The 19,242-nt window shown below is 74.1% G+C and carries 14 protein-coding genes; 5 read left to right on the top strand and 9 right to left on the bottom strand.

The window, feature by feature from the left end; all coding sequences use genetic code 11:
* Positions 1–87 precede the first annotated feature (87 nt).
* The 3 genes from eccE (at position 88) to BIV25_RS30320 (ending at position 5,690) form a co-directional block, all read left to right on the top strand.
* The gene (gene eccE / locus BIV25_RS30310) at positions 88–1,449 is read left to right on the top strand and encodes a type VII secretion protein EccE (protein WP_079176980.1); all 1,362 of its coding nucleotides are present in this window, start codon (positions 88–90) and stop codon (positions 1,447–1,449) included.
* A complete protein-coding gene (locus BIV25_RS30315) occupies positions 1,449–2,213 on the top strand; it encodes a hypothetical protein (protein ID WP_071375650.1) in 765 nt (254 codons plus the stop codon). The genes eccE and BIV25_RS30315 overlap by 1 nt, the downstream gene beginning before the upstream one ends.
* A 384-nt stretch (positions 2,214–2,597) precedes the next feature.
* Positions 2,598–5,690 carry an SCO5717 family growth-regulating ATPase gene (locus BIV25_RS30320; RefSeq protein WP_071375651.1) on the top strand — a complete coding sequence of 1,031 codons (3,093 nt, stop codon included), beginning with the start codon at positions 2,598–2,600 and terminating at the stop codon, positions 5,688–5,690.
* A 65-nt stretch (positions 5,691–5,755) separates the two neighbouring features.
* On the opposite strand, the gene BIV25_RS30325 is transcribed toward BIV25_RS30320, so the two are convergent.
* From BIV25_RS30325 to rimP, 9 genes are all read right to left on the bottom strand, one after another.
* Positions 5,756–6,703 carry a bifunctional riboflavin kinase/FAD synthetase gene (locus tag BIV25_RS30325; RefSeq protein WP_071375652.1) on the bottom strand — a complete coding sequence of 316 codons (948 nt, stop codon included), beginning with the start codon at positions 6,701–6,703 and terminating at the stop codon, positions 5,756–5,758.
* Between the two features lie 141 nt (positions 6,704–6,844).
* Positions 6,845–10,573, bottom strand: coding sequence for a trypsin-like peptidase domain-containing protein (locus BIV25_RS30330; protein WP_256256253.1), 3,729 nt, complete (start codon positions 10,571–10,573; stop codon positions 6,845–6,847).
* 275 nt (positions 10,574–10,848) lie between these two features.
* Positions 10,849–11,754 (bottom strand): tRNA pseudouridine(55) synthase TruB, encoded by a 906-nt coding sequence (truB, locus tag BIV25_RS30335; RefSeq protein ID WP_071375653.1) that lies wholly within the window; start codon positions 11,752–11,754, stop codon positions 10,849–10,851.
* On the bottom strand, positions 11,751–12,203 hold the full coding sequence (rbfA, locus tag BIV25_RS30340) for a 30S ribosome-binding factor RbfA (protein WP_071375654.1): 453 nt from the start codon (positions 12,201–12,203) through the stop codon (positions 11,751–11,753). Before rbfA ends, truB begins: the two co-directional genes overlap by 4 nt.
* A gap of 72 nt (positions 12,204–12,275) precedes the next feature.
* A complete protein-coding gene (locus BIV25_RS30345; RefSeq protein ID WP_071375655.1) occupies positions 12,276–12,569 on the bottom strand; it encodes a DUF503 domain-containing protein in 294 nt (97 codons plus the stop codon).
* A 212-nt stretch (positions 12,570–12,781) separates the two neighbouring features.
* Positions 12,782–15,868, bottom strand: coding sequence for a translation initiation factor IF-2 (gene infB / locus BIV25_RS47895; RefSeq protein ID WP_079176981.1), 3,087 nt, complete (start codon positions 15,866–15,868; stop codon positions 12,782–12,784).
* A 147-nt stretch (positions 15,869–16,015) separates the two neighbouring features.
* The gene (locus tag BIV25_RS47900; RefSeq protein ID WP_079176982.1) at positions 16,016–16,312 is read right to left on the bottom strand and encodes a YlxR family protein; all 297 of its coding nucleotides are present in this window, start codon (positions 16,310–16,312) and stop codon (positions 16,016–16,018) included.
* Between the two features lie 138 nt (positions 16,313–16,450).
* On the bottom strand, positions 16,451–17,437 hold the full coding sequence (nusA, locus tag BIV25_RS30355; protein WP_071375657.1) for a transcription termination factor NusA: 987 nt from the start codon (positions 17,435–17,437) through the stop codon (positions 16,451–16,453).
* Between the two features lie 2 nt (positions 17,438–17,439).
* On the bottom strand, positions 17,440–17,949 hold the full coding sequence (rimP, locus tag BIV25_RS30360) for a ribosome maturation factor RimP (RefSeq protein WP_071375658.1): 510 nt from the start codon (positions 17,947–17,949) through the stop codon (positions 17,440–17,442).
* A 244-nt stretch (positions 17,950–18,193) separates the two neighbouring features.
* On the opposite strand from rimP, the gene BIV25_RS30365 reads away from it, so the two are divergent.
* Both BIV25_RS30365 and BIV25_RS30370 read left to right on the top strand, forming a co-directional pair.
* Positions 18,194–18,700, top strand: a complete 507-nt coding sequence (locus tag BIV25_RS30365) for a hypothetical protein (protein ID WP_071375659.1) — start codon at positions 18,194–18,196, stop codon at positions 18,698–18,700.
* Positions 18,697–19,191, top strand: a complete 495-nt coding sequence (locus BIV25_RS30370) for a DUF4439 domain-containing protein (RefSeq protein WP_071375660.1) — start codon at positions 18,697–18,699, stop codon at positions 19,189–19,191. The genes BIV25_RS30365 and BIV25_RS30370 overlap by 4 nt, the downstream gene beginning before the upstream one ends.
* Positions 19,192–19,242: the final 51 nt, after the last annotated feature.

Below are 19,242 nucleotides of genomic sequence, written 5' to 3' on the forward strand. Positions count from 1 at the left end.
GAGGTGCTGGTGGCACGGGTAGGGTGCACACGGCTTGCAGGGACCGGAGCGCAAGGGTTTCCGGGAGAGTTCGGGGGTTTTGGACTGATGGCTTCCGCAACGCGGACGCGATCGCGATCGCAATCGAGGTCTCGCTCGGGCGGCGCCCGCCGGGCGGGCGGCCGTGACGCGTCTTCCTCCCAGCCGCCCGCTCAGCAGGCACGCAGGCCGCACCAGGGCACCTTCGCGCCGCATCCGGAGTCCCGCTCGGGGCGCGGCGGTTCGTTCGCGCTCCAGCGACTGGTGCTGCTGGAGATCGCGTGCGCCATCTTGGTGTGCGGCTGGCTCGTGGGCACCATGGCGCTGATCGCCGCCGCCCCGTTCGCCGTGCTGCTCGTGGCGCTCGGCGTCGTTCGACGCCGGGGGCGCTCGCTGCCGGAATGGCTCAGCACCCTGCTGGCCCTGCGCGCCCGCACGCGGCGCGCGGCGAGCACACCGCTGCCGCTGGGCACCGACTCCGGTCTCGCGCCCGCCGTGGAGTGCGACCCGAGCCTGCGCACGTACAGCTACAGCCGCGGCGACGACCGCGACCAGCGACCCATCGGCATGGTGGGCGACGGCGGCTTCGTGACCGCCGTGCTCCAGGTGGAGTCCGACGCGGACGCGCTGCGCGCCGAGCGCAGCCGCAGGCCGCTGCCGGTCTCCCTGGTCCGGGACGTCCTCGAAGTGGACGGCATCCAGCTGGAGTCGGCGCAGATCGTCGTGCACACCCAGCCCGCGCCCGCGCTGCACCTTCCCCAGCAGTCGGTCGTGGTCAGCAACTACGCGCCCTTGCAGGCCGAGACCGGCGCCCCCGCGGTGCGCATCACGTGGATCGCGCTCAAGCTCGACCCCGAGCTGTGCCCGGAGGCGGTGGCCGCGCGTGGCGGCGGGCTGCTCGGCGCGCAGAAGTGTCTGGCCCGCTCCGCCGAGCATCTGGCGAGTCGCCTGACGGGTGCGGGCTTCCGGGCCAACGTGCTCACCGAGGAGGAGCTGACGGCGGCCATCGCCACCTCCGCGTGCGCGAACCCGATGGTGACGGCGCAGGCCGGGCGGGGCGAGGCCCCGCAGCGCCGCACCGAGGAGTCCAGCCGCAGCTGGCGCTGCGACAACCGCCGGCACACGACGTACTGGGTGCGCCGCTGGCCCCAACTGGGCGGCTCCGGCGGCTCGCTGGCGCATCTTGTGGCGAAGCTGACCGAGGTGCCAGCGCTCGCGACGACCTTCAGCCTGACGCTCGCCAAGGGAGCGCAGCGGGATGTGTCCATCACTGGTCATCTGCGCATCACCGGCCGCAGCAACCAGGAACTGACCGACGCGCGGCGCGATCTCGAGCAGGCTGCGCGACGCGAGCGGACCGGGCTGGCGCGCCTGGACCGTGAACAACTTCCCGGCGTTCTCGCCACCCTGCCGCTCGGAGGTGCGCGCTGATGACCATGACGACATCGCCCACGCCGGCGGGCCGGACGTCCTCGGCCCCGGGTCTCGGTGAGCGGCTGCGCACGGGCTTCGGCCTCCTCGGCCCCCGCCACTCGCGGCACACCCTGCCTGTGGAGCAGGCCGACACGCTGTCCCTGCCGATGGGCGACGACGGCGTCGTGGTCGGCGTCAACGCCGAAGGCCAGCCCGCCGTACTCGGGGTGAACCGCCCGACGCCGTACGACATCGTGCTCATCGGCGGCCTGTGGACCGCCCAGGTCATGGCGCTGCGCGCGGCGGCGACGGGTGCGCGGGTGGCCGTGGAGACGGGCCGGGCGCAGGCCTGGATGCACATGGTGCACGCCATGGGCGGCGGGCAGAACGGCCTGGCGGTGTACGACGTCGGCCGGGTGCCCCCGCAGGGCGCCTCGGCCGGGACGCCGGTGCTGGTGGTGCGCGACTGCGGCATGCGGCCACCGCGCGGGCGCGTGGTGTCGGCGCCGTGGCAGTCCGTCCTCACGCTGCTTCCTTATCTGAGCCCGGTGGCACCCCGCTTGATGCGCCAGGCACGGCTGGTGGGCGTGCAGCGGGTGTCGCCGGACGAGGCGGCCGAGATCGGGCGGGTGATGGGGCTCCCGCGTCCGGACCTCGACACGCTGCCCACGCTGGCCGACGGCGTGACGCTCTGGTGCACGGAGCGGGACCGGCAGTACGTGGTGACGCGCGCGACCGACGCCGAGACCGGCCTGCTGGGCGTGGCCCGCCGGATGGACTGAGACGCGCCCAACTTCGTCCGTTTTCAAGGGAACTGGAGCGAAGCGAGAGGACCACGCGAAATGTCGCCCCTATTCACCCGCTATGGGCGACTGGTCGAGATGCGCCTGCGTCACGTTTTGGTGTACGTCCGCCTACGCCGGGGCGACCTCGGGCCCGATGTGACGCGTCGTACGGGCACGAAGGAGCGGCCGGGCCTGCCAGCCCCCTCGCTTTGGTGATTAGGCTGGGTCCGGGCACGTCGCGAAATCCCGCGAGCGGGGGTACACGTCTCGCGACCAAAGGGGCCGATGGCTCCGGGGGGAAGCCCGGCGAATCGTACGACAGGAACGGTCGCCCCCAGCACGGCATGAGCATGAGGGTGTTCGACCACACCAGGAGGAACTGTGAACAGCGATCGGGACGGGATCCGCGGGGGCTGGGACACACCCGACGACGACCAGACCGACGCGGAGTCCGCCATCGAGATGACGGGCGAGTTCACCATCGACTACGCGCCGCCCGCCTGGTACACGCAGAACGCGTCGGGTTCGTCCGTTCCTCCGGTGGCGCCGGGGCCGCAGCAGCCCGTCGGTACCCCGCCGCAGGGCGCTCCGTACGCGCCCCCGCAGGGCACCCCGTACGCTCCGCCGCCTCCGCCGCCGCCCGCGCAGGGCGGTTACGGCTTCCCGCCGCCGGTGCAACCCGCGCCGCCGGTCGGGCCTCCCGTCGTGCCTCCGGCGCCGATGCCGCAGTTGCCGCAGGGGTTCGAGCCGCAGCAGCAGTCCGCTTCGCACGACTTCGAGTTGCAGCAGCCGTCGGCCGCTCCGCAGGTCCAGCCCGAGGCGCCCGCGCCTGAGCCGGACAACGGGGATCTGGAGAGCGGGGCCACCATGCGGTTCTCCGCCGTGGCCCTGAAGCGCGAGATGGCCGAGATCGCCGAGCGCGCGGCGGCCGTCAAGGAGGAGGCCGAGTCCGTCGGCCAGGGTTCCGCCGAGGCCGCCGGCACCGAATCGGCCGACGCAGAGAGCACGGGTGCCGCCGGTGCGGAGGGTGCCGAGGGTGCGCCCGAGGCCGTGGTGGCGTCGGGTGACTCCGGTGAGGGCGCCGTGGGTCATGTGGCCGAGGAACTCCAGGAGTCGCAGGAGTCTGCCGAGTCCGGGGGCGATGCCGCCGGTCAGGGGGACGCCGTTGCCGAGAGCGGCGTATCGGAGGAGGCCTCCGCGGACGTGGACGCGGAGGGTGCCGGTACCGATGTCGATGCCGGTATCGATGCGAATGAGCGCGAGGGCGCGAGCAGCACCGGTCTTCCGGCCGTGGACGCGGACGGTGCCGCTGCTGCTGCCGCTGCCGCCGAGGCTCCGGCCGAGGGTGGCGAGGTGACCGACGGTTCTCAGGCGGACGGTTCCGCCGTCGCTCAGGCCGACGCGCCCCAGGACGCCGTGCCGCCCGCCGCCGTGCCGCCCGCCGCCGTCCCGCAGGACGCCGTGCCGCAGGCTCCCGTCGCTCCCCCGGCCCCACAGGATGCGCAGGCCCCGCAGGATGCGCCGGTCCCGCAGCCCGGTTGGGCGCCTCCGCCCGCGCCGCAGAGCGGGGTGCCGCCGCTGCCGCCCTCCTACCAGCCCGCTGCCCCCGCTCCGGCGGGCCAGTGGTCCGGCCAGCCTGGTCAGCCGGCACCGCCGCAGCAGCCCGCACCGCAGCAGCCCGGTCCCCTGCCCGGTCTGCAGCCGCCGTTCCAGCCGCAGGCCCCGCAGCCCGCGCCCGCCGCCTGGAACCAGCCCAACCAGCCGCAGCAGCCCGGTCAGCCCGTCGTGCCGGGACCCCAGCCGCAGCCCCAGCCACAGCCCCAGCCACAGCCTCATCCGCAGCAGGCGGGGGCCGCCGGACCCGGTGGTTACGGCTTCCCGCCGGCCGACGTCAACTCCCCGCCGCAGCCCGGCGGTTACGGCTTCCCGCAGCCGCAGGCGGACGCCCCGCAGGCGCCCGTCGACCCGCGCACCGGTGCCGCGTGGCCGCAGCCGATTCAGCACGACCAGCGGCAGATGACCAACCCCGGTGCCGCACCGCTCGGTTACACCGCTGCCGTGGAGCTGTCCTCGGACCGGCTGCTCAACAACAAGAAGCAGAAGGCGAAGAGCGGGCGGCCCGCCGCGGCGTCCAGCCGCTTCAAGCTCGGCGGCAAGAAGGAGGAGGCCGAGCGGCAGCGCAAGCTGGAGCTGATCCGCACGCCGGTGCTGTCCTGCTACCGGATCGCGGTCATCAGCCTCAAGGGCGGCGTCGGCAAGACGACCACGACCACCGCGCTCGGATCCACCCTCGCCACCGAGCGGCAGGACAAGATCCTCGCGATCGACGCCAACCCGGACGCCGGTACGCTCGGCCGCCGCGTGCGCCGGGAGACCGGTGCCACCATCCGGGACCTCGTCCAGGCGATCCCGTACCTGAACTCGTACATGGACATCCGGCGGTTCACGTCCCAGGCGCCGTCCGGGCTCGAGATCATCGCCAACGACGTCGACCCGGCCGTCTCGACCACGTTCAACGACGAGGACTACCGGCGCGCGATCGAGGTGCTCGGCAACCAGTACCCGATCATCCTGACGGACTCCGGTACCGGTCTGCTCTACAGCGCCATGCGCGGGGTGCTCGACCTCGCCGACCAGCTCATCATCATCTCGACGCCCTCCGTGGACGGTGCGAGCAGCGCCAGTACGACGCTGGACTGGCTGTCCGCGCACGGGTACGCGGACCTGGTCTCCCGGTCTCTCACCGTCATCTCCGGGGTCCGCGAGACCGGCAAGATGATCAAGGTCGAGGACATCGTGGCGCACTTCGAGACGCGCACGCGCGGTGTCGTCGTCGTGCCCTTCGACGAGCATCTGGCCGCCGGCGCCGAGGTCGACCTCGACATGATGCGGCCGCGAACGCGCGAGGCGTACTTCAACCTCGCCGCGCTGATCGCCGAGGACTTCATCCGCCACCAGCAGGCACACGGCCTGTGGACCAGCGACGGCAACCCACCGCCGGTCGCCGCCCCGCCCATGCCGGGCTACGCGATGCCGGGACAGCCGATGCCGGGACAGCCCATGCCCGGACAGCCGTTCCCGCAGCAGCCCGGACAGCCCATGCCCGGTCAGCCTCAGCCGTACCCACAGGCCCCCGGACAGCCGTACCCGCAGGCTCCTGGGCAGCCGTACCCGCCCCAGCAGGGACAGCCCGGACAGCCCGGACAGCCGATGCCGGGAGCGCCCGTGCCGGGGCAGCCGATGCCGATGCCGGGGCAGCCCATGCCCGGACAGCCGTACCCGCAGGCTCCCGCCGGTGCCCCCGGTCAGCCGTTCCCGCAGCAGCCCGGACAGCCGGGGCAGCCGTACCCGCAGGCCCCCGGCCAGGAGCTGTACGGCCAGCCGCAGCAGCAGCCCGGCCAGGCGTACGGCTACCCCCAGGCTCCCCAGCCCCCGCAGGAGCAGCCGCAGCCGCCGCAGGCCCCGCAGCAGTAGCAGCAACCGAAAAGGGCGGCCGGTGCGCATCGCACCGGCCACCCTTTCGTGTCAGTCGCCCGCGGTCACTCCTGCGCCGCCACGATCTCCCGGCACCGCTTCACGTCCGCCGCGATCTGGTCCAGCAGGGCTTCCAGCGAGTCGAACTTCGCCTGGCCGCGCACGTAGGCGAGGAAGTCGACGGCGACGTGCAGTCCGTACAGGTCGAGGCCGACGCGGTCGATGGCGTACGCCTCCACCGTCCGCTCGGTGCCGTCGAACTGCGGGTTCGTGCCGACCGAGATCGCGGCCGGCATGGCCTCGCCGTCGACGTGCAGATAGCCGGCGTACACGCCGTCGGCCGGGATGGCGGTGTGCGGGAGGGTCTCGACGTTGGCCGTCGGGAAGCCCATTTCGCGGCCGCGCTGGGCGCCGCGCACGACCACGCCCTCCACGCGGTGCGGGCGGCCCAGGATCTCGCGGGCGCCCTCGACGTCACCCTCGGCGACCAGGCAGCGCGTCAGGGTCGAGGAGAACGGCTTGCCGCCGCCCGCCTCGCCGGTGACGTACAGTTCGACGACCTCGACCTCGAAGTCGTAGGTCTTGCCCTGCTCGGCGAGGAACTCGACGTTGCCCGCGGCCTTGTGGCCGAAGCGGAAGTTGGGGCCCTCCACGACTGCCCTGGCGTGCAACTTGTCCACCAGGACCTTCACGACGAAGTCGGCGGGCGAGAGCTTCGAGAACTCGGTGGTGAAGGGAAGGACGAGCACCGCGTCCACGCCCAGCTCCGCCATCAGCTCGGCACGGCGGTGGTGCGCGGCGAGCAGCGGCGGGTGGCTGCCGGGGCGGACGACCTCGCTGGGGTGCGGGTCGAAGGTGACCACGACGGCCGGGACGCCCAGCTCGCGGGCGCGGTCCACGGCATGCTTGATGATCAGCTGGTGGCCGCGGTGGACGCCGTCGTAGGAACCGATGGTGACGACGCTGCGCCCCCAGTCCTGGGGGATGTCCTCCAAGCCACGCCAGCGCTGCACTGTGACCGCTCCTCGAACCCGTGTCCGTATTGATTCTCAAGACCTGCGCAGGTCTAAGGGTGCCATGCCGGGTGCCCCTGACCCGCATCGGTATCGGGGCTGTGACCGGGCGCACGTTCACCGCCATGCCGTCGGCACTGCTCAGGCCGGTACCCGGACGCCGGCCAGGCTCTCCAGCGTGCGGCGCGTGCTGGGGCCCACCACGGCGGCCCAGTCGTCCGGGGCCGCGCTCAGCCAGCGGGCCATGAGCAGGGCGAAGCCGGGCACGTGCCGGCCCAGGTCGACCAGGCCGCGGTCGAAGCGGGTGGCGCCCTCGGGCGTACGGACCAGGAGCAGACCGGTGCGGTGGACGAGCCCGCGCATCTCCTCCTCGCGGCGGTCGCCGTGCGCGGCCGCCGCGTGCAGGACGGCGGTCAGGACGGACGGCTCCTGTTCACCGGCCAGCAGGATCTCCAGCAGTTCGCGGCGCAGCGGGTGGCAGGCCGGGGTGCCCGGGGCGGCGAGGACCGCGGCGAGGGCCGCGCGCAGCGGTTCGGGGCCGCCGTCGAGCAGGCCCGTGACGAGGGGCAGGAGGACGGGGCGCGCGGTGGGCCCCTGCTGCTCGAATCGCCGGTCGACGTGGTGGGCGAGCTGTCCGGCCAGGTGTCCCGCGCCCTCGGGGCGCTGCCGTACGGCGTCCCGGGCGAGGGCGGCGACGGCGCGGGCGAGGGCCGGGGTGGCGGCGTCGGCGAGGGCGGCCAGGAGGCGCGCGGCGTCAGGCGCGTCCGAGGCGCCCAGCCGGGTGCGGAAGGCCTCCAGGACCGGTTCGGGATGGGTGGTGAGGGCCGGGGCCAGGGCGCCGGGCGGGACGTGCGGGTCGCCGTCGGCGAAGTGCCGCAGGGCGGCGGGCAGATACGAGTCCCGGGTGTGCGGGTCGTGGACCAGCAGGGCGAGCGCGCCGCCGTGCAGGAAACGGTCGGCGGGGCGGGCGAGCAGGGCGAGGGCGGCGAGCCGCAGCAGCGCGCGGTCGGCCTCCGCGTGCGCGTGCGGGGCCGTACGCAGCCCGAACGCGACCGCCGTCGCCCGGCGGACGGCGCGCTCGTCGTGCGCCCAGCGGTCGACGGCCCGGCACAGGGCCGCCGGCTCGTCCTCGGCGAGCGTGCCGAGCAGTTCGTCGGCGCGGCGGTGGGGGCTGCCCGCCAGCAGGTCGATGAGATCGTCCAGCGCGCCGTGCCGGTGGGTGTGCAGCAGCGCCTGGGCGGCCGTGGCGACGGTGGCGTGCGGCGTCGCGGGCAGCGGCCGCTCGTCGGCGAACCAGCGGATCAGCTCCGGCTGTACGACGGCGGGGGCGGCGGCGAGCAGCCGGGCCACGGCGTCGAGGTAGCGCCCCCCGGGCCCCGGGGTCGCCTGGTCGGCCAGCACGAGCCGGCGCAGCAGATCGAGGCGCTCGGCGTCCGGGAGGGGCAGCCCGGTCCAGAAGGCGGGCCCGAACTCGGCCGGGACAGTCCGCCGCGCCCGGCGCCAGGCCACGATCCGCTCGGCGAGCAGCCGCAGCACCTCGGTGTACGGCGTCGCGTCCGGGACCTGGTGCAGGGTATGGGCGAGCAGCCGGGCGGCCCACCAGGAGGCGGGGTCCCGGTCCAGCGCGTCGGTCAAGTCCCGCAGGCGGGCGGCGAGTTGGCGTGGTCCGCACTGCTGGGCGAGCAGCAGCAGGGCCTGTACGACCGGCCCGGCGCGGTGGTGCGGCACCGGGACGGGCGCGCGCTCGCCCGTGGCGCGGGGGCGGTGGACGAGGGCGTGCAGGGCCTCGTCCAGGTCGAGGTGCATGCCCTGGATCCAGTCGGCCACCTCCCCGTGCGCGAAGCGGTAGCCGGTGCCGGCCGGGACGAGCAGGCCCTCGGCGAGTACGGCGGACGCCCAGCCGGTGCCACCGCCGAGGCGGGCCGGCGCGGGTCCCCACGGGAACACCGCCTCGAAGGACTCCCGGTCCAGCTCGCCCTGCCCGGGTCCGAGACTGCGCCGGGCGGCCTCGTGCACCTGCCCGGCGACGCGCGCCGCGAGCCGTCGTACGGCCGTACCGCGCAGGTCGCCGCTCGCGGCGGCGAGCCGGAGCGCGATGCGCAGGCACATCAGGTCGAGGTGGGCGGCGAAGACCTCGTGCCGGCCGACGGACCTGGCGGCGGCAGGGGCGTCGGGGACGGCGGCGCGGATCTCGGCCAGCAGCCGCAGGACGAGCGGATGCCGGGCGTCCCGGCCGCCGAGCACCCCGTCGGGGACGCCGTACCGCGCACGGGCACGGCGGGCCTCGTCCGACGTCAGCGCGGCGAGCCGGACACAGGGCGGGAGAGGCGGGGGAGGAGGACCGGGCGGACAGGGCGGGGTCGCGGTGAACGTCTGAGGTGCGGGAACCACCGGAGGGGCCGGAGCCGCCGAAGGCACACGCCCGGCGGCCGGAGCCGCAGCGGCCAGCGGAGCCGCGGGGCCCGTCACCCGAGCCGTGGGAGCCGTCGGCGCCGCGGGGTCCGCCGGCGCGTACAGCTGGTCCGGCGGGAATAGTGCACCCGCTCGCTCCCAGTACTCCTCCCGGCACGCCACCACCAGCCGCGCCCCGGTCTCGCGCAGCCAGTCGGCGGTGCCGCGGATCCACTCGGGCTGCCGGTGGGCGAGGACGGGCGGCATCTCCTCGGGGCCGTCGACGAGGAGCAGCAGCGGGCGCCCGGCGCGGGCGGCGAGGCGGGCGAGGCGCTCGGGGGTGACGTCGCCGAGGCCGCCGGAGGGGGCACAGCGGGCGGCGGCGACGATCCGGGCGGCCCGCTCCAGCGTGCGCCTGGCCGCGTCGGCCACGGAGCCGTCGGCGTCCGCCAGGTCGGCGCCGCGCAGCCAGAGCGTGGGCGCGGGCCGATCGGTACGGGCCCGGCGCGCGGCGAGGGCCGCGAGTTCCGTCGTACGGCCGCTGCCCGCGGCGCCGACGAGCGCGAGCACGGCCCGGTCACCGTCCGCGAAGGCCGCCAACTCCCTTGCGACGCCGTACCGTTCGACGGGTTCCGGGCCGTCGGCGAGGCGGGCGGGCGGGCCGTCCTGGCCGACCGAGGTGGCGGTCAGCTCCAGGACGCCGCCCAGGTTGAGGTCGGCGCCGTACGCGGGCACGGTCGCCGCGTTGCGGGCGAGCAGCTCGCCGAGGGGGCCGTCGGCGGCGGGCCGCAGCGGCACGGCGAAGGCCGCGTCGCGCTGCCCGGTGTGCAGGGCCGTGCCGAGGACGCCGAGGACCGCGCCGGTGCACGGGTCCAGCACCGGTCCCCCGGCCGCCCCGCAGCCGAGCCGCAGTGCGTCCCGGCCCGCGGTGCCGATGGCCAGCTCCAGCGCCTCCGGGACGGGGTGGCAGCGGTCCGTGGCGGTGTACGTCGCCTCGGTGGCGGCCAGCACCCGCGCCTCACGCCAGCAGCCCGCCGGGAGCCGTACGTACGTGCCGGCGTCGATCCGCTCCCGCACCGTCAGCGGCAGCGGGGCCGTGCCCAGCCCCTGGGTGCGCACGAGGGCCAGGTTCTGGGCGGGCAGCGGGGTGACGGCGGCGGCGTCGACCACGCACACGCGCTCGCCGGCACCCCGGCCGTCCCCGGCGCCGTCCCCGGCTCCGGTGTCGGCCGTGGCGCGCAGGACCAGCCGGGGCAGGCCGTCGACCGCCTCGTGGCTGGTGAGCAGGGTGCCGTCGTGATCGGCGAGGAAGCCGACGCCACGGGGGCGGCCGGCCAGGTCGCGGATCTGGACCAGCCCGGGAACGTGGGAAGCGGGGGGAGGTGGCGCAGGTGTACGGCCGATGCCGTCCCCCGGCTCCCGGCGCCTGTCCCCCGCCTCCCCGCGACCGCATCCGGTCCGCGGGCCCCGTCCCGCCATGGCCGTACCTCCCCGCCCGTGCCCCTGCCTGACCTCGACGGTAGGCGCGCGATGATCGGCGGGACAGATCGCGTGGCGAACGCGCCCCCGTCCGCTCCCCCGGTTCACTCCGAGCGCCTGCCCGGACGGGTGAATAGACGGGTGCCGCTGGATAACCCTAGGGATGGGGGAACCGAGGGGGGACCGTGGAGCGGCGGCAGGAGCCCACCCCGTGGCCGGTCGCCGCTCCACGGGCGAACGCGTGTCCATGCCACGCGTGCCCCGGAGGCGCTGCCTCAGCCGAAGACGGCCAGGCTCTTGGCCTTGCCCTTCTGTTCCTCGACGAGCGCCAGGAAACGGCCCTCACCGTCGAAGACGGCCACCGGGCCGCCGCCCGCGTACTCGTCGGGCATCTCCAGGCGTACGCCGTTCAGCAGCAGCCTGGCCCGCCGGGTGTCCACCTGCCAGCGCGGGAACGCGGCCGCGGCGGCCTCGGCGACGGGCATCACGGTCAGCTCCTGCTGGAGCTGGTCCAGGGTCCTGGCCGCGTCCAGCTTGTACGGCCCCACGCGCGTGCGGCGCAGCGCCGTGAGGTGGCCGCCGACGCCGAGGTCGGCGCCCAGGTCGCGGGCGAGGGCGCGGATGTACGTGCCGGAGGAGCAGACGACGGAGACGACCAGGTCGAGGACGCGCGTGCCGTCCTCGGCGACCGCGTCCCGGATGTCGTACACGGTGAAGGACGAGACCGTCACCGGACGGGCCGGGATCTCGAAGTCCTCGCCCTCGCGGGCCCGCTTGTACGACCGCACGCCGTCGATCTTGATGGCGCTGACCTTGGACGGCACCTGCATGATGGCGCCGGTCAGCTTGGCGATGCCGGCGTCGACGGCGTCCCGGGTCACCTTGGCGGTGTCGGTGGACGAGGTGATCTCGCCCTCGGCGTCGTCCGTGAGCGTGTTCTGGCCCAGGCGGATGGTGCCCAGGTACTCCTTCTCGGTCAGCGCGAGGTGGCCGAGGAGCTTGGTGGCCCGCTCGACGCCGAGGACCAGGACGCCGGTCGCCATCGGGTCGAGCGTGCCGGCGTGGCCGACGCGGCGGGTCCGGGCGATCCCGCGCATCTTGGCGACCACGTCGTGCGAAGTGAAGCCCGACGGCTTGTCGACGATGACGAGGCCGTCGGGCGGGGTGGGCTTGCTGGTCATTCGGCGCTGTCGTCCGTCTCCTCGTCGGAACCCGGCTTCTTGTACGGGTCCGCCTCGCCCGCGTACGCGGCGCCCGCGGACGCCTCGCGCACCGCGGCGTCGGACTGCCGGGCCCGGTCGAGGAGGTCCTCGATGGTCCGGGCGGTGTCCGGCAGGGCGTCCGCGACGAAGGTCAGGGTCGGCGTGAACTTCACGCCGGCCGCGCGGCCGACCTCGGAGCGCAGGATGCCCTTGGCGCTCTCCAGGCCGGCGGCCGCGGCCGTCCGCTCCTCGTCGTCCCCGTAGACCGTGTAGAAGACGGTCGCCTCCCGCAGGTCACCCGTGACCCGGGTGTCCGTGATGGTGACGTGCGAGCCGAGCCGCGGGTCCTTGATCCCGCGCTGCAGCTTCTGGGCCACCACCTCTCGGATGAGGTCCGCCAGCCTTTTCGCCCGCGCGTTGTCGGCCACTGGTCCGTCTCCCGTTCTTTCTTCTTCGTTCTGTGCTCAGTCGTCGTCGCTCAGTCGTCGCGCAGTCGGCGCTCAGTCGTCGTCTCCGTGAAAACGCCGTCGGACCGACAGCAGTTCCACCTCGGGGCGGCCCGCGACCAGCCGCTCGCACCGATCGAGTACGTCGCTCAGGTGCCCCGCGTCGCCGGAGACCATCGCCAGGCCGATGCAGGCCCTGCGATGGAGGTCCATGTGGTCCACCTCGGCCGCGCTCACCGCGTACTTCCGCTGGAGTTCGGCGACGATGGGGCGGACGACGGAGCGCTTCTCCTTCAGCGAGTGGACGTCGCCGAGGAGGAGGTCGAAGGACAGAGTCCCCACGTACATGTATGTAACCGGTTCACCCGCCGGTACGGGATCGATGGCCCCTTGGCCGTGTGGCCGGGGACATCAAGAACGGTACCGCGTACCTGCCGGTGGCTCGACAGGGTTTCCCGGTGCCGCCTGCTGTACGGCCGGCCTGGGGGCTCCGCCCCCGGGAACGGCGCGCTGGCCGACGGAACTCTCGTCCCGCCGGCCAGCGGCAAACCGTCGGCCGATCAGACGCGCGGCTTCTCGCGCATCTCGTACGTCGCGATGACGTCGTCGACCTTGATGTCGTTGAAGTTTCCGAGGTTGATACCACCCTCGTAGCCTTCGCGGATCTCGGTGACGTCGTCCTTGAAGCGACGCAGGCCCTCGATGTTGAGGTTCTCCGCGACCACCTTGCCGTCGCGGATGAGGCGCGCCTTGGTGTTGCGCTTGACCTCGCCCGAGCGGATGAGGACACCGGCGATGTTGCCCAGCTTGGACGACTTGAAGACCTCGCGGATCTCCGCCGTACCGAGCTCGACCTCTTCGTACTCCGGCTTGAGCATGCCCTTGAGGGCCGCCTCGATCTCCTCGATCGCCTGGTAGATGACCGAGTAGTACCGGACGTCCACGCCCTCGCGCTCGGCCATCTGCGCCGCGCGGCCGGCCGCGCGGACGTTGAAGCCGATCACGATGGCGTCGGAGCCCATCGCCAGGTCGATGTCGGACTCCGTGACCGCACCGACGCCGCGGTGCAGGACGCGGATGTCGACCTCTTCGCCGACGTCCAGCTGGAGCAGGGAGGACTCCAGGGCCTCGACCGAGCCAGAAGCGTCGCCCTTGATGATCAGGTTCAGCTGCTGGACCTCGCCGGCCTTCAGCACCTTGTCCAGGTCCTCCAGCGACACGCGGCGCGTGCGCTTGGCGAACGCGGCGTTGCGCTCGCGGGCGGCGCGCTTCTCGGCGATCTGACGGGCCGTACGGTCCTCGTCGACCACCAGGAAGTTGTCGCCCGCACCCGGGACGTTGGTCAGGCCCAGGACCTGGACCGGCGTCGACGGGCCGGCCTCGGCGACGTTGTTGCCGTTGTCGTCGAGCATGGCGCGCACGCGGCCGTAGGCGTCGCCCACCACCATCGTGTCGCCGACCCGCAGGGTGCCTCGCTGGACGAGGACCGTCGCCACGGCACCGCGGCCGCGGTCGAGACGGGACTCGATCGAGATGCCCTGCGCGTCCTGGGCCGGGTTGGCCCGCAGGTCGAGCGAGGCGTCGGCCGTGAGGACCACGGCCTCCAGCAGGGAGTCGATGTGCAGGCCCTGCTTGGCGGAGATGTCGACGAACATCGTGTCGCCGCCGTACTCCTCGGCCACGAGGCCGTACTCGGTCAGCTGACCGCGCACCTTGGTCGGGTCGGCGCCCTCGACGTCGATCTTGTTGACCGCGACGACGATCGGGACGTCGGCCGCCTTGGCGTGGTTGAGCGCCTCGACCGTCTGCGGCATGACGCCGTCGTTGGCCGCGACGACCAGGATCGCGATGTCGGTCGACTTCGCACCACGGGCACGCATGGCGGTGAACGCCTCGTGACCCGGGGTGTCGATGAAGGTGATCCTGCGCTCTTCGTCGTTGACCTCGGTCGAGACCTGGTAGGCACCGATGTGCTGGGTGATGCCGCCGGCCTCGCCCGCGATGACGTTCGTCTTGCGGATGGCGTCGAGCAGTCGGGTCTTACCGTGGTCGACGTGACCCATGACGGTGACGACCGGCGGACGGACCACCAGGTCCTCCTCGTCGCCCTCGTCCTCGCCGAACTCGATGTCGAAGGACTCGAGCAGCTCGCGGTCCTCCTCCTCCGGGCTGACGATCTGAACCTCGTAGTTCATCTCGCCGGCGAGGAGCTGCAGGGTCTCGTCGGAGACGGACTGCGTGGCCGTGACCATCTCGCCGAGGTTCATCATGACCGCGACGAGCGACGCCGGGTTGGCGTTGATCTTCTCCGCGAAGTCGGTGAGCGACGCGCCGCGGGAGAGACGGATGGTCTCGCCGTTGCCGCGCGGCAGCATCACGCCGCCGACGCTCGGGGCCTGCATGGCCTCGTACTCCTGGCGCCTCTGCCGCTTCGACTTGCGGCCACGACGCGCGGGACCGCCGGGACGGCCGAAGGCACCCTGCGTGCCACCACGGCCACCGGGACCGCCGGGACGGCCGCCGAAGCCGGGACGACCGCCGCCGCCACCGCCGGGACCGCCGGGACGACCGGCGAAGCCGCCGCCACCGCCGCCGCCACCGGGACCGCCGGGACGACCGGCGAAGCCGCCACCGCCGCCGCCGGGACGGGCGAAGCCGCCGCCGCCCGGACGACCGCCGCCGCCGGGACGACCGCCGCCACCGGGACCACGGCCACCGGGGCCACCGCCGCCGGGACGCGGGCCGGCAGCGGGACGCTGCGGCATCATGCCGGGGTTCGGACGCGGACCGGCCGGGCCGGGACGCGGGCCGCCCTGCGGGCGGGGCATGCCGGCGGGCGACGGACGGGAACCGCCCGGAGCCTGCGGACGCGGACCGCCGCCCTGCTGACCGGGGGCCTGCGGACGCGGACCGGCGCCGGGGGCACCGGGGCCGCCGTGGCCGCCGTGGCCACCAGGACGGGGTCCGCCCTGCGGGCGCGGGGCCTGCGGGCGGGCCATGCCGGTGGAGCCACCGGAGGTGAAGGGGTTGTTGCCCGGACGCGGGCCGGCCGGACGGCCACCCGGACGCGGGGCCTGACCACCGGGACGCGGGGCACCCTGGCCCGGACGGCCCTGACCCTGGCCCTGGGCGGGACGGCCGCCGGGCTTCGGGGCACCGGGGCGGGCGCCGGGACGCGGACCCTGCGCGGCCGGGGCCTGCGGGGTCTGGGCGGCAGCGGCCGGAGCGGCCGGCGGAGCGGTGAACTCCGGAGCGGCCGGGGCCGGACGCGGCGCGGGCTTGGGACCCGGCACCGGACGCGGGCCGGGAGCCGGCGCGGACGGCGCGGGAGCCGACGAGGCGGCCGGCTGCGGGGCAGCGGGCGCCGTCGGAGGCTTGGGGGCCGGCGGCCTCGGGGCAGCCGGACGAGCCGCCTGCACCGGAGAGGGCGCGGCGGGCTTGGGGGAAGCCTTGCGCGGGGCGGGCTTGCCGGCGGACTTGCCGTTGCCACCGCCCTGGAAGGCATCGGTCAGCTTGCGTACAACCGGCGCTTCGATGGTCGAAGACGCCGAACGGACGAATTCACCGAGTTCTTGGAGCTTGGCCATGACGACCTTGCTCTCCACACCGAACTCCTTGGCGAGTTCGTATACCCGGACCTTAGCCACTTCGCTCCTTTGAGGTCCGGGTTGCGTCCGGACCGTCGCTACTTCATGGGCGTACTCATCGCGTGCTCATCGAGTGCTCATCGCAATCTCGACCTACTTCCAACTCGCGGGGTACCTGGTCACGCGGACGGTCCGCGTGCCACTTCCTTACGGTGTTGCCTGCTCGACAACTGTTGTCCGCTCGACGTACTGGCGCAACGCCTTTGTGTCGAGCGCTCCCGGGGCGCGAAGTGCCCGCGGGAACGCCCGGCGGCGTACCGCCTGGTCGAGACAGACCAGGGCGGGGTGCACATAGACACCCCGGCCGGGCAGCGTACCGCGCGGATCGGGGGCGCAGGCGTCCTCGATCCGTACGATCCGCAGGAGATCGTTCTTGGCCGCCCGCTCCCGGCACCCCACACAGGTGCGTTCAGGGCATGCTCGGGCGTGCGTCCGGCCAGACACGATTAAGTCTACCTCCCCGTACCGACCTCACCCCCCCGGGGGAAAGATCGAACGGCTGTTGTCGCAAACCAGCAGCCAACCCAACGATCTGCGGCTTGATTCCATTCCCGGCGCCCGGGACCCCGGTGCGCCCGGCTGTTATTCGGCGGGCTGCTCGGTGTCCGGGCGGATGTCGATGCGCCAGCCGGTGAGACGGGCGGCGAGGCGGGCGTTCTGCCCCTCCTTGCCGATCGCCAGCGACAGCTGGTAGTCCGGCACGGTCACCCGGGCGGAGCGGGAGGCGAGGTCGACGACCTCCACCTTGCTCACCCGAGCGGGTGACAGGGCGTTCGCCACCATCTCCGCCGGGTCGTCCGACCAGTCGACGATGTCGATCTTCTCGCCATTCAGCTCGCCCATCACGTTGCGCACCCGGCCGCCCATCGGGCCGATGCAGGCGCCCTTGGCGTTCAGGCCCGAACGGGTGGACCGTACGGCGATCTTGGTGCGGTGACCGGCCTCACGGGCGATCGCCGCGATCTCGACCGACCCGTCGGCGATCTCCGGCACCTCCAGGGCGAAGAGCTTCTTCACCAGGTTGGGGTGCGTGCGGGACAGCGTCACGGACGGACCGCGGACACCCTTCGCCACCCGGACGACGTACGACCGCAGGCGCATGCCGTGCGGGTAGGTCTCGCCGGGCACCTGCTCCTGGACCGGCAGGATGGCCTCCAGCTTGCCGATGTCCACCAGCACGTTCTTCGGGTCGCGGCCCTGCTGGACGACGCCGGTGACGATGTCGCCCTCGCGGCCCGCGTACTCGCCGAGCGTCGCGTCGTCCTCGGCGTCGCGCAGCCGCTGGAGGATCACCTGCTTGGCGGTGGTCGCCGCGATCCGGCCGAAGCCGGACGGGGTGTCGTCGAACTCCCGGGCCTCCTGGCCCTCCTCCAGGTCCTCGGGGTCCTCCTTCGCCCACACGGTCACATGCCCGGTCTCCCGGTTGAGCTCCACGCGCGCGTGTCGGCGGCTTCCCTCGGTGCGGTGGTAGGCGATGAGGAGGGCCGACTCGATCGCTTCGACCAGCAGGTCGAAGGAGATCTCCTTCTCCCTGACCAAGCCCCGCAGGGCGCTCATGTCGATGTCCACGGCTACGCCTCCTCCTCTTCCTTCATGTCCTTCTTGTCCTTGCGGTTGAACTCGACCTGCACGCGCGCCCTGTCGATCTCCGGGAAGCCGAGCCGGCGGCTGGTCGCCTTGCGGCCCTTGACCCCGGGGACCTCGACGTCGAGACCGTCCTCGTCGACCGTCAGGATCCGGGCGATCAGCTCGCCGCCCTCGGTCAGCTGGAACTTCACGAGCCGGTCCGTGGCCCGCACGAAGTGCCGGTGGTCGGTGAGGAGGCGCTCCGCGCCGGGGGTGCCGACCTCCAGGTCGTACGCCGCGTCGCCCATCGCGTCGGTCTCGTCGAGCTTCGCCGAGAGCGCACGGCTCACATCGGCGATGGCGTCCAGGTCGGCTCCGTCGTCGGAGTCGACGACCACGCGCAGCACCCGCTTGCGTCCGACGGAGTCCACAGCGATCTCTTCGAGATCCAGCCCCTGGGAGGTGACGAGCGGTTCCAGCAGCTCTCGCAGCCTCTCGCTCTGGGTGGTGCTCATCCGGGTGACTCCTCGGCCGCGTGTGCTGTTGTGGGATGGGTCGCGTGTCTGGTCAAAGGGTATCCGGTCGCGGGGGGTGTCGCTGTCCCCGCCCGGGGTGAGGGCGGGCGCCTGGTACACCCGGGCACCCCGTGGGCGGGCTGTCTGAGCCGGTGACATGAAGCGAGGGGATGCGCGGGTACCGTGATCACGGCGGGCCGCCCTCCCGCCCGTGTGTTCGTACGAGCCCCCGAGGACGTCAGCCGTGCCGTACCCGCCAACCCCGCGCGCCCTCTCGGGTCCGCGGAGAAGAACCCTGCTCGCCTCGGCCGCCGGTGCCGCCCTGCTGGCGGGCTGCACATCCGGCCCCGACTCCGGCGGCGGCACCCCTTCGGTGACCGAGCGGGCACGCGCGCGTGCGGCCGGGGACAGCCGGGCGCTGCTGGCGCGCTACGACGCCGTGCTCGCCGCACACCCCGGGCTCGCGGACCGGCTGCGGCCGCTGCGGGCGCAGGTGGCGGCCCATGTGGCGGCGTTCGCGGACGGTACGCCCGCCGCACCCGGGAAGTCGTCGGCCGCTCCTTCCCCTGCCCCGGCCGTCCCGGCCGCCGAGAAGGACGCCCTGGCCGCGCTGGCGACCGCCGAGCGCACCCTCGCCGACCGGCGCGCCAAGGACCTGCTGGACGTGCCGGGCGAGTCGGCGCGGCTGCTGGCGTCGGTGGCGGCGGCCGGGGCGACGCACGCGTATCTGCTGACCGAGGGGGCCAAATGAGCGACGACGCGGCCGAGAAGGCCGAGCTGACCGCCCTCCAGGCGGCGCTGGCGGCGGAGCACGCGGCGGTGTACGGCTACGGCGTCGTCGGCGGCCGGATCGCCGAGGCGCGCCGCGCCGAGGCACGGGCGGCCTGGAACGCCCACCGGGCCGGCCGGGACGCGCTGGCCCGCGAGGTGCGCGACCTGGGTGGCCGGCCGGTCGCCGCGGACGCCGCCTACGCGCTGCCCTTCCCGGTGCCGGACGCCGCGGCGGCGCTGCGGCTCGCCGCACAGCTGGAGCAGCGGCTGGCCGGGGTGTACGCGGACCTGGTGCGGGCGGCGACGGGCGCGCGGCGCGGCGCGGCCGCCGGGGCGCTGCGCGAGGCCGCGGTGCGCGCGGTGCGCTGGAGCGGGCGGAGCGTAGCCTTCCCTGGGCTCGCCGAGCGGGCCGCCGAGGGGACGGGCTCGGCCGGTGCGACCCCGTCGGCCGCCGCCTCGGTGTCACCGTGAGCCGGTGACCCGGCCCGCGCCGCAACGACACGATTCTTGACTCGAAGGGAA

This window comes from Streptomyces sp. MUSC 14, from assembly GCF_001866675.1.
GTDB lineage: Bacteria > Actinomycetota > Actinomycetes > Streptomycetales > Streptomycetaceae > Streptomyces.